Genomic DNA, 22,691 nt, shown 5'->3' on the forward strand with positions numbered 1-22,691 from the left:
ACTTATTAGTGGAAAATTGTCTGCCATCAACCCTCAATATTTGGTATAACAGCTTTTTGCAATATTCATTTAGCCAATCCTATGAAAGAACTTATTTTAGCAACGAGCAATAAAGGCAAAATTGCCGAGATGACAGCAATTCTTTCTCCAATTCGCTGTATTTCTCAGATGGAGTTGGGAATCACATCTCCCGAAGAAACTGGCTTGAGCTTTATTGAAAATGCCATTCTTAAAGCCAGACATGCTAGTCTTTTGGGCAAAAAAGCAGCCTTAGCTGATGATTCTGGATTAGTTGTTGAAAGCTTGCATGGAGAGCCTGGCATTTACTCCGCTCGTTATGCAGGCTCTCATGCTACTGATGCTGCCAATATTGATTTACTATTAGATAAACTTACTCATGTTCCAGAAGAGAGTCGTCACGCTTATTTTTATTGCGCAATTGCAGTGGTCATGCACGCCAATGACCCTACACCATTAATTGCAACGGGCAAATTTTCAGGTAGAATTATTAGCACGCCAGCAGGAAATAGTGGATTTGGTTATGATCCCATTTTCTTTGTGGAGGCAATGAACTGCACAGTCGCCCAATTACCTGCTAAGATAAAAAATACCATTAGCCACCGCGCTCAAGCATTAAATCAGCTGCGCCACCAACTTTTTGGCAACTATCATGATTAATACCCAAATTTATCACTACAATGAATTGAGCAAAGCAATGCTTTATGAAATTTTAGCCTTGCGAAGCGAAGTTTTTATTGTAGAACAGCAATGTTTCTATCAAGATCTCGATTATAAAGATCAGGATGCCGCTCATTTATTAATGATTGAAGAGGGCAAATTGATTGCTTATGCTCGCATTCTTTCCTATGACAATAGAGGAATGAGTTTTGGTCGCCTGGTGACTGCTACCTCTCACCGCGGCCGAGGTCTGGGCAGGCAATTGATGGACACCATTTTAAGTTATTTAAAGACCCATTATCCTTTCCAACCAATTATTATCACTGCTCAAAATTACCTGCGCCCTTTCTACGAAACCTATGGTTTTATAGCAGAAGGAGAACCTTTTGACTTGGATGGAATACCACATATTTGCATGGTAAAAGACTATGAAGGCAGAGGTTGATTCATTATTCGCCGAAGCTTATTTGCTCCAGCGGCAAAACCAATTAACAGAAGCAATTAAGCTGTATGAAAAATTATTAGATCAGGAGCCTAAGCACACACAGGCATTGCATTTTCTGGGACTTGCTTATGCTCAACTCGGCGATATAAACTCTGCTCTGGGTTTTCTTCATAGAGCCTTGGAAATTGAACCTAATAACGCCAGTCTTCATAACAATCTCGCCAATGCTTATAAAAAAAAGAACCAATTTGCCAAGGCAATTTCTCATTATACAACAGCGATTCAACTAGCCCCTAATTATGCACAAGCGCATCATAATCTGGCCACTTTATATGCGACTCAAAACAATTACCTAAAAGCATTACACCATTATCGCCTGGCTGTTCACGCAGAACCTGATTTTGCTGCAGCCCACTTTAATTTAGGCTTGTTATTGCTGCAAAATAAAGAGTTAGAAGCAGCCAAAACGCAATTTAAAAATGTTCTTGCGCTACACCATGAGCACCTTGAAGCTCATTTTTATTTAGGCGTGTTAAATCTAGAAGAGAATTTACTCGATGAAGCGGAACAAGCCTTTCAAAATGTTCTGCAACAGGATAATCAGCATGTTGAAGCGTTAACTAATTTAGGCGTTATTGCTTTAAAACGTGAAAAAGGACAATTAGCCGTTGATTATTTCACCAAGGCTTTGGCCTTTGATAATAATCACCTAGAAGCACGCAATAATTTGGCAGCTACTTTTATGCACCACGATCGTTTTGAAAATGCACTAATGCATTATGACGTTCTTCTGCAGAAAGCGCCTGAAAATTGCGAATATCTTTATAATTCTGGAGTCGCACAAATGGCTCTCGGCCATTTAAGTGAGGCAATCGTCCATTTTGAGGCTATTCTACAACAAGAGCCCAGGCATTTTGCGGCTTTGAATAATTTGGCTGCCATTTATCTTCGTCTTGAAGATAAAAATAAAGCGAAAGCGCTGTTGGAATTAGCAGTCGCAGCAAATCCAAAGGATAGTTCAAGCAGGCATATGCTAAGTGCACTAAGTGACAGCGAGGTAAATCCCAAAGCATCTCCTGAGTATGCTGCCAATTTATTTAATAACTATGCTCTATATTATGATCAACATATGACAGGCCCTCTCTCTTATACTCTCCCACAACAAATTGGTCATCTCATTCATCAAATTGGTTTTGATAAAGTGGATTACGCGCTCGACTTAGGTTGTGGCACAGGTTTAAGCGGCGTGGTGATGCGAGAGGTTAGTCAACATTTAACGGGTGTTGATCTTGCTGCAAAAATGCTTGCTCAGGCTAAACATAAATGCGTTTATGACACCTTGGTTGAGGCTGAAATACTCCAATTTCTTAAGCAGACTCAACAACACTACGAATTAATTGTAGCTGCTGATGTGCTTCCCTATTTTGGTGAACTGGATAGCTTTTTTGCTGCCATCGCTCAACGTTTAACTATTTCAGGTTATTTAATTTGTACAGTGGAAATCAGTGAAGATAAACCCTATCATTTACAACCTACTGCGCGTTTTTCTCATAAGCCAGCTTACCTTCATGCTCTGGCGAATAAATATGGGCTTGAAGTTATCCGAGAAGAAAAAGTGAAGGCTCGTCAGCAAAATCAACAAGCCCTTGAAGAAATGCTCTTTGTACTGCAAAAAAAATAAATCCCACTCTCGCAATGCCAGGCAGACTTTATAACGTCCAGCTTAAAAAGAGAGAAGCAAATTTTTGTCTATACTGCGCAACTGTTCTCTAAATAAAGCCTGAATACGCTCAAGACTTGTTTCATCTTTCGCTTCAAACCGCGCTACCAGACAGGGTGTAGTATTCGAAGCTCGTAATAATCCCCATCCTTCGGCAAATTCCACCCGCAAGCCATCAATTGTTATCAGTTGTGCATCAGGAAAATGAGCCTGCTCACAAAAACGTTGCATGAAACCAAATTTTTGTTCTTCCGCGATAGGAATTTTAATTTCAGGGGTATTAATACTGTTAGGAATTGCTGCAAATTGCTCACTGACAGTTTGTGGATTTGCACTGAGAAGCTCTAGCAAGCGACAAGCGCTATACAAGGCGTCATCAAAACCATACCAGCGATCTTTAAAGAAAAGATGACCACTCATTTCACCAGCCAGCGCCGCATTTTCTTCCCGCATAACCGCTTTCACAATAGAATGACCAGTGGGGCACATTTTAGCTATCCCGCCTGCCTCCTGAATTAACTTCCCCAGGTGGCTCGAGCATTTTACATCATATACAATGGTTGCTCCCTTGGTGTTTTCCAAAAGATGGCGAGCATATAACATAAGCAAGCGATCAGGCCAAATCACTTCGCCTTTATCAGTTACAACTCCTAAACGATCCGCATCACCATCAAAAGCAATACCAATATCTGCTTGAGCGTGAATAACTGCTTGCTTTAGATCACTTAAATTTGCTTCTACACTTGGATCTGGATGATGATTGGGAAAATGCCCATCAACGTCACAGTAAAGAGGAATAACTTCACAACCTAATGCTTTAATTACTGTAGGAATAATTGGACCACCAATCCCATTACCACAATCCACCACTATTTTTAAGGGACGCTTTAGTTTGATATCGTTAATAATACGCTGCGTATAGGCAGGAATGATATCAAAAGTATGATATTCACCTTTACCTTGATAATGTGTACCTGCCATCACCAAATCATAAAGATGATGAATATCTTTTTCTACTAACGTCCTGCCAGCAAGAACAAGTTTTATTCCATTATAATCCGCCGGATTATGACTTCCGGTTACCATTAAACCACTGTCAACTTCAAGAGTGTGAGTAGCAAAATACATCATCGGTGTTGCTATCGCACCTAAATCCAGGACAGTAATCCCACTGTCTATTAAACCTTGCTGTAATGCCTTAACCAGGCTCTCACTGGTTAAACGACCATCACGAGCCACAAAAATTTTTTCACGTTTTAACGCATGCAAGCGGCAGCTTACAGCTAAACCAATACTGTAAAATGCATCTTCATCAAGCTGCTTTCCAATAATGCCACGAATGTCATAAGCCCTGAAGACAGAACGCTCAATTTGCTTTTGTTGGTAAACCACCCTATGCTCTCCCTGAACTGCCAAATCCATCCACACCTCGACTACTTTCGGCAAAGGAATCTACAATTTTAAATTCAGGGTGAATAATAGGGAGAAAAATCAATTGTGCAATACGATCCCCTGGATTGACCGTAAAATGTTCCTGATTGCGATTCCAACATGAAATTTTTAATTCACCTTGATAATCAGAATCAATCAGTCCTACCAAATTCCCTAACACAATACCATGTTTATGTCCTAAGCCAGAGCGCGGTAAAATAACAGCCGCTAAATTAGGATCTTCAATATAAATTGCTATTCCTGTGGGCAGTAGCACTGTTTCTTTAGGTGCAATTTGCAAAGGCTTATCAATACAAACACGCAAATCAAGGCCAGCAGAACCAGTAGTCGCGTAATGTGGTAACTCAATCGTGTCACCTACTCTGGGATCTAAAATTTTTAATTGAATTGCCTTTTTCATCTTATTCCTCTGCGTTAAGCGAAGTGTCATTTTGAATAGTTGCTGCCAGGATTGCAATAATCCTTGCAGCAAGACGCGTTTTATGGATATAGGGAAGTTCCAGCTGCTTGTCTTTGGTGACTACAATGACTTGATTATAGTCAGCACCAAATCCTAAACCGCTACCCACTTTATTAGCAATAATCATATCTGCTTTCTTATTTTTTAGTTTAACATGTGCATGTTGAATCACATCGTTGGTTTCTGCTGCAAAACCCACTACATAAGCTGCTTTACCGCTAGTAGCTACTTTCGCAAGAATATCAGGAGTTTGTGTTAATTGAAGAGTTAATGCGTCATCGGCTTTCTTTTTTATTTTTTCACTTGCCACAGAGGCCACAGTATAATCAGCCACTGCTGCAGTTCCTATGAAAATCATTCCTTCCTGCAAGTTAGCCATAACAGCGTTATACATCTCTTGTGCTGATTCAACACAGTGTATTTCAACACCGGCAGGTGGGTTCAAATCAGTAGGACCAGTAATTAAAATAACTTTTGCACCTGCCAAAACAGCTGCTTTAGCCAAGGCATACCCCATCTTGCCTGAGCTATGATTACTCAAATATCGCACCGGATCGATAGCTTCACGTGTAGGGCCAGCAGTAATTAATAATTGTTGCCCCTCTAAGAGTTGGTTTATTTCATGACAACGTAATGCATTAATAATAGACTCTGTAGCACTTAACCGGCCAAATCCCTCTTCACCACAGGCTTGAGAGCCTTCCTCTGGCCCTACAATAATTGCTCCTCGTTTTTTCAGTACAGCACAATTGAGTTGGGTGGCTGAGTGCATCCACATCGAGCGATTCATAGCAGGACAAATAATAACCGGCGTCTCAGTAACCAAATAGATTGTTGTGAGCAAATCATCTGCCAATCCATTGGCCATTTTAGCCAAACAATTAGCAGAAGCGGGCGCAATTACAAAATAATCAGCCCAACGTGCCAATTCAATATGACCCATCGCCCGTTCAGCCTGTTCATCAAAAAGAGTCGTGCGTACCTCATTGCCACTTAGCGCTTGCAAGGTTAAAGGTGCAATAAACTCCTGGGCCGCGGCTGTCATCACTACACGAACGTCAGCACCTAAACAGGTTAATTCACGCACGAGATAAGCAGCTTTATAAGCAGCGATGCCACCACAAATCCCCAAAACAATTTTTTTATTGGCCAAATCTTGCATGGTTTATCATTTTTAATAAGAATACCTGCGATCAAACCACAAACCTCGCAATAAAGGAATAACAAAATGACGCAATCACCAGTCTTGCCACCGCCATTTCGCGTGCGTGAAAAATTATTGGCTCAAGGTGCAGAAAATCTTTCAGATGCCGAACTATTAGCCGTTTTTATCAGTTCGGGAAGCCGAAAAAAATCCTGCATGCAGCTTGCACTGGATTTAATTAAACAACTGGGTGATTTACGCGCCATTTTAAATGCCGAGCCACAAGCGTTTAACCAAGTAGTCGGACTTGGTATGGTACGTTATTTACAGCTACAAGCGGCAAGGGAAATTTGCCGTCGTAGTGACTTTATCAGCTTACAAAAAGAGAAACCACTAACCAATTCACAACAAACGTACACTTATCTGAAACCGCAACTCAGAGACCGGAAAAATGAAACGTTTGTTGCTTTATTTCTCGATAGTCAGCATCGCGTTTTAGCGTATGAAGAATTATTTAGCGGGACAATCAACGCAGCCAATGTTTATCCACGACCAATCATTGATAAAATATTTAAACTCAATGCAGCAGCCGTTATTCTAGCTCACAATCATCCCTCCGGAATTGCCGAAGCCAGTCCTGCTGATTTAGCCGTGACTACACGCTTAAATCATGCCCTGGAGCTAATTGATGTTCGTTTGCTTGATCATTTAATTATTGGGGACAATGAAGTGTATTCAATTATGAGTAACAGTAAATGGGTCTGTAATTAAATTAGAGATACTGGCTAGAATTGAACTCTTTGATATTTCACTTTATGCTAGATAAAAATGCATCCTTGAATCTCTATAAACGGTACTACGGATCACCGTCAGGTTTCTGTAGAACTGAGATGGATTAGTAATTTAGCCTGGGTAGTTAATTGGTCTGTGAAATTCAGGCAACAAGGGAGTTGTCATCATGGCTGAAAAGCTAGAGGCATTAGTTGTGGGCGCCGGCCCAGTTGGTTTGTTTTGTGCGAATGAGCTAGCCAGACACGGCTTACGCTGTCGCATAATCGATAAAAAAAAGGGATTAAGTGATAAATCTAAAGCCCTGGCCCTTCATATACGCTCTCTTGATGTATTTGACGATTGCGGTTTTATTGATGAAGTGCTTACTCAAGGACATCGCATTGATGGCGCTATTTTTAAATCGGGTAAACAACCGCTCTTTGATATTAATTTTGCAGAGTTAAAGGATGCCACTCGCAATTTTTTAATTGATTTACCACAAAGTCAAACGGAAGCAATCCTCCAGCAAGGATTAATTCATAAAGGTTTAAACGTGGAGTGGGAAACTGAACTTGTTGAAATTACCCAGCATTCGGATTCAGTCACTGCCTTATTGAAGCACAGTAATGGTAGTGAGGAAAAAGTACAGGCGCTGTGGATTATTGCTTGTGATGGTGCCCATAGTACTCTAAGAAAACTAGTGAATGCAGAATTCAAGGGAGAGGTCTATAAACAAACTTGGTGGCTTGCTGATCTTTTAATTGATTGGAATTTACCCGCCAATAAATTAGCCATGTTCTCTAGCGTTGAAGGCCCTTTGGCTTGTTTTCCTATTGGAGATAAACGATATCGGGTGGTTATGACCGCCGAGGAAAACATTTCGCATAAAGAGCCTGTCATGGCAGACATTGAGCGTGTCTTTAACAAACGAAGCCAGGAAAAGGCAATCCTGTCAGATCCCATCTGGATTAGCCAATTTGGCATTGCTCATCGACAAATCAAGCACTATCGTCATGCTCGCGTCTTCTTTGCTGGTGATGCGGCTCATATCCATAGCCCGATGGGTGGCCAAGGACTTAATACCGGTATCCAGGATATATATAATTTGGTATGGAAGTTGGCTTTAGTACAAAAAGGGCTGGCGAAAGAATCTTTACTTGACAGTTATCATAGCGAACGTCATCCAATCGCCGACGCTGTTTTAAAGAAAACGGGGGTTATGACCACTATGTTTATGCTAAGGAACCCTTTTTTAATAAAACTACGCAATAATTTTCTTAAATTGATCACCTCGTTTGATTTTGTGAGAAGGTACATTGTTACCGATTTGGCTGAATTAGCAATTTCCTATGCCAAAAGCCCCATTGTTAAAGCACTGGGAAAAAAAACTGCCTTCTCCATCGGCGGATTCCCTCCTGATTTCTATCTACTTGAGCTGCAAACCAAAGAAAAAAAATCAATCCATGACGTTATTCGTGGCACGATGCATCATTTATTTTTATTTGTGGGGCACGATAACTCCCTTCTTTCTTCTTTAGTAAAAACGGCAACTTTTATAAATCAGCATTTTCAGTCTTTCATGAAAACTCATTTAGTATTAACGGAAGAAAGCGGCATTTTTCCTACAAATTCAGTTTTTTTAGATGCAGAACAAATCGTGCATCAGCGTTTTGCAATCAGTGAGGCAACAGCAGTCCTTTTTCGCCCGGATAAGTATATTGGTTTAATACAATGTCCTGTGGAGCAAGACGCTTTAATTCATTATCTGGAAGAAATTTATGTAAGGGCGACGCAGGAATAGTTATTCCTTCTTGCACGCGTATACCTTGATAACGCTTCACTTTTTGGAGTGAGTAATAATGATGAGTTTATTATTTATTTTTTATTTTATAGTAGGCGTACAAATTGTATTTAAGCCTAACCGTTTCATAAAACTTCAATTTTTATTTTGCCTGTTTTTAACGATGTTGCTATTTAACTTTCATAGTCATCTCGTGAGAATATAATGACACAAAATAAACTGCATCAATTCGCTAATATTTTAGGATTAATCCTTACCTGCATCGTACTCTCTTTTGCCTTTTATCAACAACTAGTCGATCATACCCTTCCTTGTCCATTGTGTCTTTTACAAAGGGTATGTTTTATTGGAGTCGGATTATGCCTTTGTATGAATTTAATGAATGGTATTCGAATCAGTTACTACGGTTTAATGGGTTTGTCTTCCTTGTTAGGACTGGGTATTGCGTTAAGACAAATCTTTCTCCACGTTTCACCAGGTGATTTAGGATACGGCTCGCCACTGCTGGGTTTATATCTTTATACCTGGTCTGCTATAGGTTTTGTTATTATTATTGGACTTTTGGCCATAGGCCTTCTTTTCGAAAGAGCATTTTATGGGCAAAGTTCTCCGCCAGGAAAATTCATTTATAGTTTGGCCAGTCTATTTCTGCTCTTGATTCTTGCCAATGGAATCAGTACATTTCTCGAATGTGGTCTTTTTATATGCAAAGACAATCCTGTTCATTACTATTTATTTGATAGCGTGGGCTAAATTTATTGCAGTCAGATCTGCAGGGTCTGTTAGCAATGGTTTTGTAGCCGCGATACATAGCCCTTTGGCAGTGTAATGAAATGAAATGTCAACAAGACCTGGATAACATAATGGGGAAAACAATGCGCGCTTTCATATTTTTATCGATGTTGCTATCTACCTTTTCTTTACAGGCCGACACCATGGAACACTACATGAACATTTCCAACGCCATTCCGCAAATGGAAATGAAAGCAGACCCCCAAGCTCAAGCATGGGCAAGATCTGCTCGCAACGTATTAATTATTACTGATGAAAGTATTGCAGAAACCTTATTGCAGGCCAATGAACTGGCCAAGTCCCAGGGAAAACCTCTATTCTGTTTGCCCCCAGGTACTGCATTGAATGCAGTTACTTTAAATGGAATTATTCTGGAAACTTACCGTACTATTTCAAGTCAGCAAAGTGATAAAGATAAAATGACTGTTTCCCAGGTAGCCTGGCTTGGTGTTACCAAGAAATATCCTTGCGAAGCCGATGCTCATGGGAAACAGATGGAGCATATGGCAGCATTATTGACCCATTAAGCGTATAACAACAAAACAATTGGCAGTGTTGATAATTTGCTCTCAAGACCGATGTCCCACACTGCCTGATATCACAGCAGTCCAAATAAATACACGTGCTATCGTCCTTGACCGCACATCTTAAGTAATGGTTAGTTAAATTGAATCTTAAGATCTTGTTCTCCAACGTTTTTCACCACTTCTCTATAGGATGAATATCTCACACAGTTCTTCAAACTGGATAAAAACTTTTCCAAGCATTTCAGAATTGTAGGAGAAGATTCATTCTCTGCGTGAATTTCTTTGGCCAAGCCTAAAATTTTGTTCATAAACTCACTATCAACTGATTTAGGTTCAGTGTCTATAAATCGATTCAGAGAGAAACCTTTCGCTTTATAGAGGTTAGGGTTACGCGCCTCATGGATGGCCTGTTCTCTTTCAAGAACTCTTAACTTAATCTCTGAGCCGCCACGATTAAAGGCAAACACGCATTGATTAATCATATCCTCTCTCTCTGAAGAGAAAACATGATCATCATTTTGTTTATAAGCTTGTATGATTTTGCCCAGCATTTCTTGTTTAGAAACAGGTGCAGTTTGTCCCAAATCATCTAATAAAATGTAAGCAGCTTTATAACATTGCACCGCTAAGCGTGAATTTTTTGACGTCAATGCTAAATCACCTTCCTTGCATAACATGTCAAAATAAATTTTAGAGTGTTGCTTGCGAAACTCTTCTAAAGGAATTTGCGATTCTGGTCCTTGATTGAATTGCATTGCGTCGCCCTGGATAGGAGGCAAAAGAGTATGCAGCACATGATTATAGCCTGTTAAGGCTTTATGAGCATTCTCTAATGATTGTTGTTCCCTTAGAGTATCATCAACAAAAATTACTATATCATCCTTTTGATAAGTATTCTGCGTAACCAATTGGGTATAAATATTGCCTTTACCATCATGCTCCTGGGCCATTGGAGCAGCATTTCGATACCGTAAAGAAGCGATGTAACGTATATCCTCATAATACCCGAGCTCTGACAAATAGGTATCAATCAATTGTTGTTCTTCTAAAGTATTATCTTCAGGGGCTTGATAATTAGTATAAGTTTCAACCAATTCCTCATAAAACGCTTTGATAGTAAAGGTCTTTGCCTTTTCTGGATATTGTTTAACACATTCCCTAAGTTCAGCAAAGATATTTAGAATTGAATAAAAATTAAGCTCATTGCCCTTTGTTATTGTTTGGTCAATGATTATTTGGTTGATTGCTTTAATAGAAGCCTCTTCTTTTTTACTCGCTTCTTCAATAGAGTCCGTTAAAACTAGTGCTTGATGTTGTATTAAAAAATCCAATAGTTTAATTTTCTTTTCTACAGCCTTATGGGCTTTATATTGTTTATAGCGACTCTCATAATCTTTAATTTTAGCCACTGCAACTACAGCCTCTTCAACAGGTTTCATCAAAGATTGATAAGTATCACCGAGGCTCAAGTTCGAAAAATAGCCTGATTTTATAAACATCGTATCGAGGGTAGTCAGTACGCTTCTAACTCGAATTCCATTTTTTTCCAGATGATTAATTAGCTCTACTCTCAATGGTTTATTGGGAGAGGTGGCAAACACATCCATTTTAGTTAAAAAATCAACTTCTTTAACGCCCACACGTTTTAGTTCATTGATTAAATTTTGATTATAGAATGTGGAACCAAAAGAAGTAACCATTAAGGTATAATCTACATCCAGTAAGTAACGAATTGTCATGCTAAGCCTCAAGTTAATAATAAATTATTCAATTCACTGTATTTTCCAGTAGTTATGAAAAATCAGTGATAATTTGTATATTTATTATCCTTTTTGTATGCGATATTATCAATGGGTAATATTACCCACATCGCCATTGCTATTATGCTGACAATTAAATCATCTCAGTAGATCTTGAAAAGCCAAGTTTGACTGTTGCTGAATGTCGTTCTTATTTTACGTAAGTGAGCGCAACCTTTTAAAAGTTACGCTACCATTTTGGAGGGTGTTGCCTGACGGCTTGTAATTAGGTATTAAATTCTTCAAACGCTTCCAATGCCTCAGCAGCATACATCAAAGAAGGACCACCCCCCATATAGACAGCCATACTTAAGGTTTCCAGTAGTTCTTCACGAGTAGTTTGAAGTTTTACTAAAGCCTGAGAATGAAAACCAATACAACCTGGACAGTGATTAGCTACTGCAAGCGCCATGGCAATTAATTCTTTTGTTTTTTTATCGAGAGCACCGTCTTTGGTGGCTGCTTGAGCAAGCGAAGAAAATCCAGCCATTACCTCTGGCATTTCTTTACGCATTTTCGCTAATTGGGTGTTAATGTTCTTGGTGATTTCATTAAACTTGTGAGGCATGAGCTACTCCTTGTGTTGAATAATGGTATGATTTTATATCACGATTGCGGCATACGAACAATGCAGAGGCCTCTCCCCATCAAGGTAAAGATCATATTTACCTAAAAATTGGGCACGCTATCCTTGATATTTCGCTCCAAAAAAATTTGAATGCCAGGCATTGACGTTATTAAGCAAAAATTTCAAGCAGGAAATTAGTCATCGCTAACAATGCACGACGCTCAGCCTTGGCATTATAGACAGTGCCTAATTGCACATCATGCGCATGCGGGTTAGCAAAAGCATGTTGGGTATGTCCATACATGTGAACTTGCCAATCGACCTTTGCTTCTGTCATTTCACGACAAAATTCATCCACTTGTTCAGGTGGAGCCATAGGATCATCGTAACCATGTAAAGCCAGGATTTTAGCCTTAATAGGTTGATTGGGAATATCTTTTGGCTTGCCCAGCAATCCATGGAAGCTGACCACACCTTTAAGATCAGCGCCACTTCGTGCCAAATCCAGAGCGCATAAGCCACCAAAACAAAATCCTATCACCGCAATACGATTATTATCAACTTCTGACATACCAATCAGTGCATCATAGGCTGCACGAATGCGAGCACGAAGCAATAACCGATCATTGGCCAGTGGTTCCATAAGAGCCATTTTTTCATGGGTACTCGCACCAAGGCGCCCTTGTCCATACATATCAAGAGCAAAGCCCACATAGCCCATTTCAGCCAGCATTTTTGCTTTTTCACAGGCAAAATCATTTCGTCCCGACCAATCGTGAGCTACCAGCACAGCAGGTCGTGGCTGATCACTTCGCTCATCATAGGCTAAAAATCCATGCAACTCCTGTTCGCCATGATGGTATAAATAATTTGAGGTATCCATAGATAAATCCTTTTGACTAAATGAATTCTAGTCTAAATTGATATTTATAAAAGTCCAGTAGCTGTCTAAAATTTAGTAATCGCTATCAAATTTTGCAAATCAATTTTTATTAATTATGCTAAATTTATAGATACTCTGTTAAATTTATAAGAATAATGAAAGGTGGAGCTATGCTTGCGAATAAGTTGACTGAGTTTAGAGACTTAATCCATGCGCAATTATGTTATCAGGTATTTATTACGCCAATTCATCTTCCTATCGAAAAAGAGTACCGTGATTTTGCGCGTCGAGCCTGTGAGTTTTTTTTAGAGAACCGAACTGGCACCATTCATTGCGAGACGCCAAGACATCATGTCATTCATCATTTTGAGCCGAGAAAAAATAAACAATCAAAAAAAATTCTTATTACTCATGGATGGATGTCACGTGCAGCGTACATGATACGTCTAATCCACAGTCTAAGAGAACAAGGCTATGATGTTTACGCTTTAGATTTCCCTGCACATGGTGAGGCGAAAGGGATGCAATTAACCTGGACTGAAGCGGTTACTCTGTTGCGGCAAATATTAAATAAACTCGGTCCTTTTTATGGAGTGATTGGCCACTCTTTCGGTGGCTCGATGCTTTTAAATACGCTTAACTTAAGCAGCCAATTTTCTGCATGGCAGCTTGATTTTACTCCTGATCGAGTCGTGTTAATAGCATCACCTACCCGTATGCGCGTGCCTGTCAGTCGATTAGCAAGACGTCTCAAACTTAGCCGTCGTGGCTTTTTATTTTTACGCGAAATGTTTCAGCAAAATGCGGCCATCGATTTAAAAACCCTTGATTTTCATCATTTTGTTAACCGTACCAGCATCCCCGTTTTATGTATTCATGGAAAAGAAGATGTTTCCATAGCCCCAACTGAGTCCATTGTATTTTGTGAACAATATCCACATGGTCATTTAGCCTTGCTACCTGGCGCTGATCATGTCAGTGTCCTCATGGATGAACGTGTTGAAAAAACTGTCTCACAATTCTTGTTTTGATTAATCAAGAGTTTGGCGATAGCGTGAAAATCCAGTAGCCATTACAACCAGTGTAAATAATGAAATAGGAATGACTTCTTGCCAAACGTCCAGAAAACCATTTCCTTTTAATAAAATACCACGAACGATAACTAAAAAATGCGTTAGTGGCAGCACATTTCCTATCCATTGCGCCCATTCAGGCATTCCCCTGAAAGGAAACATAAAGCCTGATAACAAAATGGAAGGTAAAAAGAAAAACATAGCTCCTTGTACAGCCTGCAACTGATTGGATGCCAAGGTTGAAAACGTTAACCCGACGGAAAGATTCGCAGCAATAAAGGGGAGGCAAAGAATGAACAACAGAAAAATATTTCCCTCCATGGGAACACCAAAAACAAATTTGGCCATTGTCAGAATTATAGCAACTTGTGCATAGCCCACTATAATATAGGGAATAATTTTTCCTAGCATAACTTCTAAAGGTTTTAAAGGAGTTGCTAGTAAGTTTTCCATAGTTCCCCTTTCAAACTCACGGGTAAGAACCAGCGCGGTAATAATAACCATTGTCATTGTTAACACGACACCTAACAAACCTGGCACAATATTAAAAGAAGTAATGGCTAACGGATTATAAATGGCATGAACAACTGGTTGGTAGGGAGGCGAACCCGGTGATAACTTTTCTAAGGGACCCACTAATTCTTCATTTAAAACTGTCGAGGCTAGTTCAGTAAAAACATTCAAAGCGCGACTTGTAGCAGCAGGATCTGTAGCATCCGCTTCTAACAATAAAGATGGCTTTAATCCTTTAACAACATCATGAGAAAAATTAATAGGGAAGTTAACAATAAACTGTACTTTTCCGCGTTTTAGTAATTCTTTTGCTTCAACTTCCGTAGCAGAAGGGGCTATAAAATGAAAATAGGTGGAGTTTTCCATACCCACCAAAATGCGACGACTTAAGTCACTGTAATCAGGATTGACGATTGCTGTGGGCAAGTTACGTGGATTGGTATTAATCGCAAAACCAAATAAAATTAATTGGATCAGTGGAATACCAATAATCATGGCAAAGGTGGCTCTATCACGGCGCATTTGAATAAATTCCTTAACTATAACTGCGCTTAAACGTGCAAATGAAAAAGTTTTCAATCCATCGCCCCATGTGTTTTTTTAACCAGACTGATAAAAGCATCCTCCAATGTTGATTCAATGGGTTCCCAGCTAATAGTGTACTCTCTTGCCAATCGCTCTAACTCAGACTCTATTTTTTCCGACTCATAGCCGCAAATATGAATCTTGTTACCAAATAAAGCAGCCTGCGTAACACCTTCTAGTTCTTTAGTTTTTTGTAACAAAGAGGTGGTTACTGTTCCTGTGACTTCCCAAGTATATAGACCCGTTTTATTAATGACTTCCTTCACAGTCCCTGTCACCAACAAATCGCCATAAGCAAGATAAGCAAGACAAGTACATCGCTCAGCTTCATCCATATAATGTGTTGAAACCAGAGTGGTGATACCTTGCTCACTAAGAGCATGAATTTTGTCCCAAAACTCACGACGAGCAATTGGATCAACGCCTGCAGTAGGCTCATCTAAAAGAAGTAAATCAGGTTCATGCAATAAGCTGGCTGCCAGAGCGACCCTTTGCTTCCAACCACCTGATAATGCCCCTGTTAATTGACGTCGCCTGTCTATCAAACCTAAATCTTCCAATGCTTTTTCGACACGTTCCTTTCTATGATTCAAGTTATATACACGGGCAATGAAATTTAAATTCTCTTCAACACTCAAATCCGTATAGAAACTAAACTTCTGAGTCATATAGCCCACATGCTGTTTTATTTTTTCAGACTCAGTTAGAATGTTGTAGCCTAGGCATGTTCCATATCCGGCATCAGGCGTTAATAATCCACATAACATACGAATGGTGGTAGTTTTGCCACTACCATTAGGCCCTAAGAAACCAAACACATCTCCTTTTTTAACCCGTAAGGCTATGTCATTAACAACCACTCTATTATCGAAGGACTTCCTTAAATTTTTTACATCAATGACAGCTCGATTCATGGCAAAATGACCGTTACTGGTTCTCCTGGTTTAAACTTATCAGGTTGCTCAATACGTGCTTTAATTCTAAAAACCAATTTATTTTTATTCTCACGGCTAAATACGAGTGGCGGGATGAACTCTGCCTCAGGTGAAATATAGTCAATAATGGCAGTACTTAACTGGGAGCAACCGAAACATAGAAATTTAATCTTTTGACCACGCTTAAATTGAGGTAAGTCCTCAACAGGTACAAAAAATTGTACCCTTACATTTTCAGGTGGTAATAGCGATAAAACAGCTTGCTGACTACCCACAAATTCGCCCACCCGATAGTAAATATCAAAAATATAGCCATCCGCAGGTGCATATCTTCTTTTCTGTGCTAATTGCCATTGGGCCTCTTTTAATCTTGCCTCCAATGAAATCACCTGTGCTTGTTGCGCCTTAATTTGTTCATTTCGACTTCCAAGCCTCGCCAGTTGTAAATTAGATTCATATTGTGCTTTAAGTTGCTGCTGCTCTTGGTAATGAGCTATAGCAGCATCAACTGAATCTTTATCAATCGCTTGTTTGGCATACAATGCTTCCATACGACGTACTCTAATCTCAGCAAGTTTTAATCGGGCATCCGTCTGTTCTATTTGTGCCTTGATGGCTTCAATTTCAGGAATTCGGCGGGGCTGCTCCAGATCAGTTAATGTTTTTTGTGCCTGTATTAAATCAGCCTCACGTTGCTTAACTTCAAGTGCTTGTGGATTTTCATCCAGTTGAAAAAGCAATTGTCCTTTTCTAACTCGATCACCACGATGAACAAATAATTGTTTTAAAATACCCGCATTTGGCGATGCAAGGTAGACATTTTCACCCTCTATATAACCTTGATAACGATGCTGTGATGACTGTCCGCACCCCACTAGCAGTATTAAAATACATGGAAAAAACCTTAGAAATCCCTGTTTCATACCAAGCTATTATTTTAAGTTGATATTTCAGTATAATGAAAGCGCTTCGGTATTGCAGCTAATACTGTGTACAGATAAAGTAATACGCTAAGCCCGTGTACATGACCTTTATAATTTCAACGGAGAAAGGCGCATATGAAATTTGACTTGCTCGTTTTAGGTGGGGGTAGTGGTGGTATCGCCAGCGCAGTACGTGCTGCCCGTCATGGCGCCAATGTGGCTGTGGTTGAGGAAAAACATTTAGGTGGCACTTGCGTTAATCTGGGTTGTGTTCCCAAAAAAGTGATGTTTAATGCTTCCATGGTTGCTGAAATTATTCACAAATCTCCAGATTATGGTTTTCATCCTTCCGAAGTTAAACTGGATTGGCACACCTTAGTGAGTAAACGAAATGCTTACATTGAAAAATTACGAGAGATTTATGCTAAGCGTTTTACAGACTATAAAATGACTTATTTACATGGCAAGGCGATTTTTGTTGACGCCAAAACCATTGATGTCAACGGAAAACAAGTTACAGCCGATCATATCATTATCGCTACCGGCGGAGAGCCCATTTTACCTAATGATCTTTTAAGAATTGAGTATGCCATTGATTCCGATGGCTTTTTCTCGCTTGCGGAAAGACCTAATAAAGTGGCTATTATTGGTAGCGGTTATATTGGCGTTGAATTAGCGGGTTTACTACATGGTTTAGGTGCTGAAACACATTTGCTTATTCGAGGAGACCGTCCTCTTAGTCGGTTTGATTCCATGCTTGGAGAAACGCTCTTGGAAATTATGCTCGGGCAAGGCGTGCATGTTCATTTAAATCATTGTGCACATAGCATTCATTTACAAGAAAACGGACGTAAAACGGTTAAATGCCAGAGCGGCGCATTTATTGCAGATCTGGATACTGTTATTGCAGCCGTAGGAAGAGCACCCCGTACTTTTGATTTAAATTTAGATGCCGCAGGTGTTGCTAAGGATAATCAAGGTTTAATTATTGTTGATCGCTATCAAAATACTTCTATTCCAGGAATTTATGCCATTGGCGATGTAACAGGTGCTCCCGCACTAACCCCTGTGGCTATAGCTGCTGGTCGTAAGCTTTCTGATCGTCTTTTTGGTGGCCAAAAAGATGCCTGTCTAGATTATGAAAACATTTGTTCTGTAATTTTTACTCATCCTCCCATTGGCACTGTAGGTTTAAGTGAAGAAGAAGCCTTAAGTGAATTTGGCAAAGAGGAAGTGAAAGTTTACAAAACTCGCTTTAATCCCATGTTTGATGCACTTAGTGAAGCAAAAACTCCCACTGCCATGAAGCTGGTAACTCTCGGCAAAGATGAAAAAATTGTTGGTCTTCATGTTATTGGTTACGGAGCTGATGAAATGCTGCAAGGCTTTGGCGTTGCTGTTAAAATGGGGGCTTTAAAACGAGATTTTGACAACACTGTTGCTATTCATCCCACTAGCGCAGAAGAATTTGTAACGATGGTATAACCATGTATAACATTCGAGCTTTTGAAAACAAATATCCCCAAATTGGGGAACGAGTGTACATTGATCCACAGGCGACAGTCATAGGTGATGTTCAGCTAAGTGATGATGTATCCATTTGGCCTATGGCTGTCATTCGCGGCGATGTAAATTATATAAAGATTGGTGATTCTTGTAATATCCAGGATGGAGCCATCCTACATGTCACTCATGACGGCCCCTATACACCTGGAGGTAGGCCACTCCTTCTTGGGAAGGGAATTACTGTCGGTCACAAAGCTGTTTTACATGCGTGCAGCATTGACGATTATTGTTTAGTGGGCATGAGTGCTCTTATTTTGGATGACGTTCATATCGAACATCATGTCATGCTTGCTGCTGGTAGTTTAGTACCCCCAGGAAAACGATTAAAAAGTGGTTATCTCTATTTGGGTAATCCCGCTAAAGCAGTAAGACTGTTAACCACAGAAGAGTTAGCCAATCTTGAATATTCAGCTAACCATTATAAAAAATTAAAGGACAAATATTTAAACGCTCAATCGCTCGCGAAGTAGCGATTAATTCTATTTAAGGTGTTTTTTAGTTAGACTGCAGTTACACTGTTTTCATTTAACTGTGATATATAAAAGCACGCACCACTTATTAAGATAAAATTCTATTACACATCAGATTCTAAGATGTTTTAAGTGTAGGTAAGGAAGTCATGAGAAAGCGACTTCTCGAGGAAAAACTGCAAATTTGTTGATAGTTTTCTGTGTTGTCGGTTGGACCGTTTTAAATCCAATTAAAGAGGTGAGAATTTGTTGAGTCGAAAACGACTCAATCTACGAATCAAGGTAAGGTAGGTAAAAAAAAAGCGGCACGAGGCCGCTTTGGAATAAAACCCTGGCGATGACCTACTTTCGCATGAGGAAGCCTCACACTATCATCGGCGCTGGTCTGTTTCACTTCTGAGTTCGAGATGGAATCAGGTGGTTCCAAACCGCTATGGTCGCCAGGAAAACTGGTTTTCCAGCTGGGTGGACAGGATTGTTTTATTCTCTGTCTTACCAGCAGGCTGGTAAAGAAGTTAAGGGCAACACAAGGTTGACTCGTTTAATCGTTTGTTGCCATACCCTGAAGCAATTCAGGTTATATGGTCAAGACAATCAGCCAATTAGTACGAGTTAGCTTCACACATTACTGCGCTTCCACACCTCGCCTATCAACGTCGTAGTCTTCAACGGGCTTCATGGGAAAACTCATCTTGAGGGAGGCTTCCCGCTTAGATGCTTTCAGCGGTTATCCCGTCCGAACTTAGCTACCCGGCAATGCAACTGGCGTTACAACCGGTACACCAGAGGTTCGTCCACTCCGGTCCTCTCGTACTAGGAGCAGCTCCTCTCAATTTTCCTACGCCCACGGCAGATAGGGACCGAACTGTCTCACGACGTTCTAAACCCAGCTCGCGTACCACTTTAAATGGCGAACAGCCATACCCTTGGGACCTGCTTCAGCCCCAGGATGTGATGAGCCGACATCGAGGTGCCAAACACCGCCGTCGATATGAACTCTTGGGCGGTATCAGCCTGTTATCCCCGGAGTACCTTTTATCCGTTGAGCGATGGCCCTTCCATTCAGAACCACCGGATCACTAAGACCTACTTTCGTACCTGCTCGAGCCGTCACTCTCGCAGTCAAGCACCCTTTTGCCTTTACACTCTTGGTACGATGTCCGACCGTACCGAGGGTACCTTTGTGCTCCTCCGTTACTCTTTGGGAGGAGACCGCCCCAGTCAAACTACCCACCATACACTGTCCTCAACCAGGTTTACTGGTCCAAGTTAGAACCTCAATAATAACAGGGTGGTATTTCAAGGTCGGCTCCATGCGAACTGGCGTCCGCACTTCATAGCCTCCCACCTATCCTACACAGTTATCATCAAAGTCCAGTGCAAAGCTGTAGTAAAGGTTCACGGGGTCTTTCCGTCTAGCCGCGGGTACACTGCATCTTCACAGCGATTTCAATTTCACTGAGTCTCGGGTGGAGACAGCGTGGCCATCGTTACGCCATTCGTGCAGGTCGGAACTTACCCGACAAGGAATTTCGCTACCTTAGGACCGTTATAGTTACGGCCGCCGTTTACCGGGGCTTCGATCAACCGCTTCGGATTTCTCCTAACAGCATCAATTAACCTTCCGGCACCGGGCAGGCGTCACACCCTATACGTCTTCTTTCGAATTTGCAGAGTGCTGTGTTTTTAATAAACAGTCGCAGCCACCTGGTCTCTGCGGCCCTCACCAGCTTCGTTTCGCAAGGAAACTAACCAGCAAGGGCGTACCTTCTCCCGAAGTTACGGTACCATTTTGCCTAGTTCCTTCACCCGAGTTCTCTCAAGCGCCTTAGTATGCTCTACTTGTCCACCTGTGTCGGTTTGCGGTACGGTTCTCTATAAGTTATGGCTAGCAGCTTTTCCTGGAAGCTTGGCATCAATGACTTCCCTGCACCCCGTAGGGTCAGGACCACTGTGCACCTTAGCGTTATCAAGAGACCGGATTTGCCAAGTCTCTCCGCCTACATGCCAGTACCGGGACTACCAACGCCCGGCTCACCTAGCCTTCTTCGTCCCCACTTCACCACTTATAGAAAGTCCAGGAATATTAACCTGGTTCCCATCGACTACGCTCTTCAGCCTCGCCTTAGGGGCCGACTCACCCTGCTCCGATTAACGTCGTGCAGGAAACCTGGGATTTCCGGCGAGAGGGTTTTTCACCCTCTTTATCGTTACTCATGTCAGCATTCGCACTTCTGATACCTCCAGCAGACTTCTCAATCTACCTTCTTCAGCCTACAGAACGCTCCCCTACCACGTGCACTAAAGTGCACATCCGCAGCTTCGGTGTATAGTTTTAGCCCCGTTACATCTTCCGCGCAGGCCGACTCGACCAGTGAGCTATTACGCTTTCTTTAAAGGATGGCTGCTTCTAAGCCAACCTCCTGGCTGTCTGGGCCTTCCCACATCGTTTCCCACTTAACTATAACTTCGGGACCTTAGCTGGCGGTCTGGGTTGTTTCCCTCTTCACGACGGACGTTAGCACCCGCCGTGTGTCTCCCGTGATTCAATTAGCCAGTATTCGGAGTTTGCATCGGTTTGGTAAGCCATGACAGCCCCCTAGCCGAAACAGTGCTCTACCCCCAGTAATCATTCACGAGGCGCTACCTAAATAGCTTTCGGGGAGAACCAGCTATCTCCGGGCTTGATTAGCCTTTCACTCCTAGCCACACGTCATCCGATAATTTTTCAACATTACCCGGTTCGGACCTCCAGTTGGTGTTACCCAACCTTCATCCTGCACATGGCTAGATCGCCCGGTTTCGGGTCTACTCTCAGCGACTCGCGCCCTATTAAGACTCGATTTCTCTACGGCTTCCTTATTCAGTTAACCTCGCCACTAAAAGTAACTCGCTGACCCATTATACAAAAGGTACGCAGTCACACTTCCTAAAAAATGCTCCCACTGCTTGTACGCAAACGGTTTCAGGTTCTATTTCACTCCCCTCTCCGGGGTTCTTTTCGCCTTTCCCTCACGGTACTGGTTCACTATCGGTCAGTAAGGAGTATTTAGCCTTGGATGATGGTCCACCCGTCTTCAACCAGGATTTCACGTGTCCCGGCCTACTTGTTCGCATGCCTAGTTCTTCATTACCATGTCGTATACGGGACTTTCACCCCCTTCGGTCAGTCTTCCCAGACTGTTCTACTTCTGATAATGATAAATCATGCCAGGCTCTTCCCCGTTCGCTCGCCGCTACTTAGAGAATCTCAATTGATTTCTTTTCCTTCGGGTACTTAGATGTTTCAGTTCCCCGAGTTCGCCTCCGCATCCTATGTATTCAGATACAGATAACCTACTCACGTAAGTTGGGTTCCCCCATTCGGACACCTCTGGATCAACGCACGTTTCCAACTCCCCAGAGCTTTTCGCAGGATTCCACGTCCTTCTTCGCCTCTTACTGCCAAGGCATCCACCGTTTGCGCTTCTCTTCTTGACCATATAACCTCAATCACCTCTTTGCTTCAGCTTTTTCCTTGACTCGTCGTTATCGACACTCTCTCACTCGGTCACATACATTAGTATGTTCCCTCACTCGTTCGCAT

General features: G+C 41.3%; 20 protein-coding genes and 2 rRNA genes. 11 read left to right on the forward strand and 11 right to left on the reverse strand.

The genetic code is table 11. The annotated features are described in order from the left end of the window. Positions 1-81 precede the first annotated feature (81 nt). From rdgB to clem_RS12610, 3 genes are read left to right on the forward strand one after another with little or no spacing between them, the layout of a single operon-like run. On the forward strand, positions 82-678 hold the full coding sequence (rdgB, locus tag clem_RS12600) for an RdgB/HAM1 family non-canonical purine NTP pyrophosphatase (RefSeq protein WP_094091874.1): 597 nt from the start codon (positions 82-84) through the stop codon (positions 676-678). Then, positions 671-1,123 (forward strand): GNAT family N-acetyltransferase, encoded by a 453-nt coding sequence (locus clem_RS12605; protein WP_094091875.1) that lies wholly within the window; start codon positions 671-673, stop codon positions 1,121-1,123. The genes rdgB and clem_RS12605 overlap by 8 nt, the downstream gene beginning before the upstream one ends. Continuing rightward, positions 1,107-2,804, forward strand: coding sequence for a tetratricopeptide repeat protein (locus tag clem_RS12610; protein WP_094091876.1), 1,698 nt, complete (start codon positions 1,107-1,109; stop codon positions 2,802-2,804). Before clem_RS12605 ends, clem_RS12610 begins: the two co-directional genes overlap by 17 nt. A gap of 42 nt (positions 2,805-2,846) precedes the next feature. On the opposite strand, the gene clem_RS12615 is transcribed toward clem_RS12610, so the two are convergent. Genes clem_RS12615 through coaBC form a run of 3 tightly spaced genes read right to left on the reverse strand, consistent with a single transcriptional unit; the run spans position 2,847 to position 5,917 of the window. Beyond that, entirely contained in the window at positions 2,847-4,235 is a 1,389-nt protein-coding gene (locus clem_RS12615) for a phosphomannomutase/phosphoglucomutase (RefSeq protein WP_094091877.1), read from the reverse strand. A gap of 1 nt (position 4,236) precedes the next feature. Further along, complete coding sequence (gene dut, locus clem_RS12620) at positions 4,237-4,695, reverse strand: dUTP diphosphatase (RefSeq protein ID WP_094091878.1); 459 nt, start codon at positions 4,693-4,695, stop codon at positions 4,237-4,239. Position 4,696: 1 nt separating this feature from the next. Next, on the reverse strand, positions 4,697-5,917 hold the full coding sequence (coaBC, locus tag clem_RS12625; RefSeq protein ID WP_094091879.1) for a bifunctional phosphopantothenoylcysteine decarboxylase/phosphopantothenate--cysteine ligase CoaBC: 1,221 nt from the start codon (positions 5,915-5,917) through the stop codon (positions 4,697-4,699). Between the two features lie 66 nt (positions 5,918-5,983). Here coaBC and radC point away from each other — a divergent pair, with 66 nt between their 5' ends. The 5 genes from radC (at position 5,984) to clem_RS12645 (ending at position 9,790) form a co-directional block, all read left to right on the forward strand. Next, positions 5,984-6,670: a RadC family protein gene (gene radC, locus clem_RS12630; RefSeq protein WP_094091880.1), complete on the forward strand. Its 687-nt coding sequence runs from the start codon at positions 5,984-5,986 to the stop codon at positions 6,668-6,670. A 187-nt stretch (positions 6,671-6,857) separates the two neighbouring features. Further along, entirely contained in the window at positions 6,858-8,471 is a 1,614-nt protein-coding gene (locus clem_RS12635) for an FAD-dependent monooxygenase (RefSeq protein ID WP_094091881.1), read from the forward strand. A 61-nt stretch (positions 8,472-8,532) separates the two neighbouring features. After that, a complete protein-coding gene (locus tag clem_RS15445) occupies positions 8,533-8,676 on the forward strand; it encodes a DUF5993 family protein (protein ID WP_408606898.1) in 144 nt (47 codons plus the stop codon). Further along, the gene (locus clem_RS12640) at positions 8,676-9,224 is read left to right on the forward strand and encodes a disulfide bond formation protein B (protein WP_198333126.1); all 549 of its coding nucleotides are present in this window, start codon (positions 8,676-8,678) and stop codon (positions 9,222-9,224) included. Before clem_RS15445 ends, clem_RS12640 begins: the two co-directional genes overlap by 1 nt. A 122-nt stretch (positions 9,225-9,346) precedes the next feature. After that, positions 9,347-9,790: a phosphatase gene (locus clem_RS12645; RefSeq protein ID WP_198333127.1), complete on the forward strand. Its 444-nt coding sequence runs from the start codon at positions 9,347-9,349 to the stop codon at positions 9,788-9,790. A 131-nt stretch (positions 9,791-9,921) separates the two neighbouring features. Here clem_RS12645 and clem_RS12650 read toward each other — a convergent pair whose 3' ends face one another. From clem_RS12650 to clem_RS12660, 3 genes are all read right to left on the reverse strand, one after another. Then, entirely contained in the window at positions 9,922-11,529 is a 1,608-nt protein-coding gene (locus tag clem_RS12650) for a hypothetical protein (RefSeq protein ID WP_094091883.1), read from the reverse strand. A 286-nt stretch (positions 11,530-11,815) separates the two neighbouring features. Beyond that, positions 11,816-12,157: a carboxymuconolactone decarboxylase family protein gene (locus tag clem_RS12655; protein WP_094091884.1), complete on the reverse strand. Its 342-nt coding sequence runs from the start codon at positions 12,155-12,157 to the stop codon at positions 11,816-11,818. A 169-nt stretch (positions 12,158-12,326) separates the two neighbouring features. Then, entirely contained in the window at positions 12,327-13,040 is a 714-nt protein-coding gene (locus clem_RS12660) for a dienelactone hydrolase family protein (RefSeq protein ID WP_094091885.1), read from the reverse strand. A 170-nt stretch (positions 13,041-13,210) separates the two neighbouring features. On the opposite strand from clem_RS12660, the gene clem_RS12665 reads away from it, so the two are divergent. Beyond that, a complete protein-coding gene (locus clem_RS12665) occupies positions 13,211-14,071 on the forward strand; it encodes an alpha/beta hydrolase (protein WP_094091886.1) in 861 nt (286 codons plus the stop codon). On the opposite strand, the gene clem_RS12670 is transcribed toward clem_RS12665, so the two are convergent. From clem_RS12670 to clem_RS12680, 3 genes are read right to left on the reverse strand one after another with little or no spacing between them, the layout of a single operon-like run. Beyond that, complete coding sequence (locus clem_RS12670; protein ID WP_198333130.1) at positions 14,072-15,205, reverse strand: ABC transporter permease; 1,134 nt, start codon at positions 15,203-15,205, stop codon at positions 14,072-14,074. After that, positions 15,202-16,125: an ABC transporter ATP-binding protein gene (locus clem_RS12675; protein ID WP_094091887.1), complete on the reverse strand. Its 924-nt coding sequence runs from the start codon at positions 16,123-16,125 to the stop codon at positions 15,202-15,204. The genes clem_RS12670 and clem_RS12675 overlap by 4 nt, the downstream gene beginning before the upstream one ends. Then, positions 16,122-17,069, reverse strand: coding sequence for an HlyD family secretion protein (locus tag clem_RS12680; RefSeq protein ID WP_094091888.1), 948 nt, complete (start codon positions 17,067-17,069; stop codon positions 16,122-16,124). Before clem_RS12680 ends, clem_RS12675 begins: the two co-directional genes overlap by 4 nt. A gap of 135 nt (positions 17,070-17,204) precedes the next feature. Between clem_RS12680 and gorA the strand changes: the two genes are divergently transcribed. Then, positions 17,205-18,554: a glutathione-disulfide reductase gene (gorA, locus tag clem_RS12685; protein WP_094091889.1), complete on the forward strand. Its 1,350-nt coding sequence runs from the start codon at positions 17,205-17,207 to the stop codon at positions 18,552-18,554. A 2-nt stretch (positions 18,555-18,556) separates the two neighbouring features. Continuing rightward, positions 18,557-19,105, forward strand: a complete 549-nt coding sequence (locus tag clem_RS12690; RefSeq protein WP_094091890.1) for a gamma carbonic anhydrase family protein — start codon at positions 18,557-18,559, stop codon at positions 19,103-19,105. Between the two features lie 329 nt (positions 19,106-19,434). Here the strand turns inward: clem_RS12690 and rrf are convergent. Further along, positions 19,435-19,550: ribosomal RNA gene (gene rrf / locus clem_RS12695) — 5S ribosomal RNA — on the reverse strand. 136 nt (positions 19,551-19,686) lie between these two features. After that, a 23S ribosomal RNA gene (locus clem_RS12700) occupies positions 19,687-22,585 on the reverse strand. Between the last annotated feature and the right edge of the window lie 106 nt (positions 22,586-22,691).

The organism is Legionella clemsonensis (assembly GCF_002240035.1).
Taxonomy (GTDB): Bacteria; Pseudomonadota; Gammaproteobacteria; order Legionellales; family Legionellaceae; genus Tatlockia; species Tatlockia clemsonensis.

Coding starts and splice junctions, on each gene's coding strand:
- rdgB (WP_094091874.1), top strand. CDS start 82: ATGAAAGAACTTATTTTAGCAACGAGCAATAAAGGCAAAATTGCCGAG.
- clem_RS12605 (WP_094091875.1), top strand. CDS start 671: ATGATTAATACCCAAATTTATCACTACAATGAATTGAGCAAAGCAATG.
- clem_RS12610 (WP_094091876.1), top strand. CDS start 1,107: ATGAAGGCAGAGGTTGATTCATTATTCGCCGAAGCTTATTTGCTCCAG.
- dut (WP_094091878.1), bottom strand. CDS start 4,695: ATGAAAAAGGCAATTCAATTAAAAATTTTAGATCCCAGAGTAGGTGAC.
- coaBC (WP_094091879.1), bottom strand. CDS start 5,917: ATGCAAGATTTGGCCAATAAAAAAATTGTTTTGGGGATTTGTGGTGGC.
- radC (WP_094091880.1), top strand. CDS start 5,984: ATGACGCAATCACCAGTCTTGCCACCGCCATTTCGCGTGCGTGAAAAA.
- clem_RS12635 (WP_094091881.1), top strand. CDS start 6,858: ATGGCTGAAAAGCTAGAGGCATTAGTTGTGGGCGCCGGCCCAGTTGGT.
- clem_RS15445 (WP_408606898.1), top strand. CDS start 8,533: ATGAGTTTATTATTTATTTTTTATTTTATAGTAGGCGTACAAATTGTA.
- clem_RS12640 (WP_198333126.1), top strand. CDS start 8,676: ATGACACAAAATAAACTGCATCAATTCGCTAATATTTTAGGATTAATC.
- clem_RS12645 (WP_198333127.1), top strand. CDS start 9,347: ATGCGCGCTTTCATATTTTTATCGATGTTGCTATCTACCTTTTCTTTA.
- clem_RS12650 (WP_094091883.1), bottom strand. CDS start 11,529: ATGACAATTCGTTACTTACTGGATGTAGATTATACCTTAATGGTTACT.
- clem_RS12655 (WP_094091884.1), bottom strand. CDS start 12,157: ATGCCTCACAAGTTTAATGAAATCACCAAGAACATTAACACCCAATTA.
- clem_RS12660 (WP_094091885.1), bottom strand. CDS start 13,040: ATGGATACCTCAAATTATTTATACCATCATGGCGAACAGGAGTTGCAT.
- clem_RS12665 (WP_094091886.1), top strand. CDS start 13,211: ATGCTTGCGAATAAGTTGACTGAGTTTAGAGACTTAATCCATGCGCAA.
- clem_RS12675 (WP_094091887.1), bottom strand. CDS start 16,125: ATGAATCGAGCTGTCATTGATGTAAAAAATTTAAGGAAGTCCTTCGAT.
- clem_RS12680 (WP_094091888.1), bottom strand. CDS start 17,069: ATGAAACAGGGATTTCTAAGGTTTTTTCCATGTATTTTAATACTGCTA.
- gorA (WP_094091889.1), top strand. CDS start 17,205: ATGAAATTTGACTTGCTCGTTTTAGGTGGGGGTAGTGGTGGTATCGCC.
- clem_RS12690 (WP_094091890.1), top strand. CDS start 18,557: ATGTATAACATTCGAGCTTTTGAAAACAAATATCCCCAAATTGGGGAA.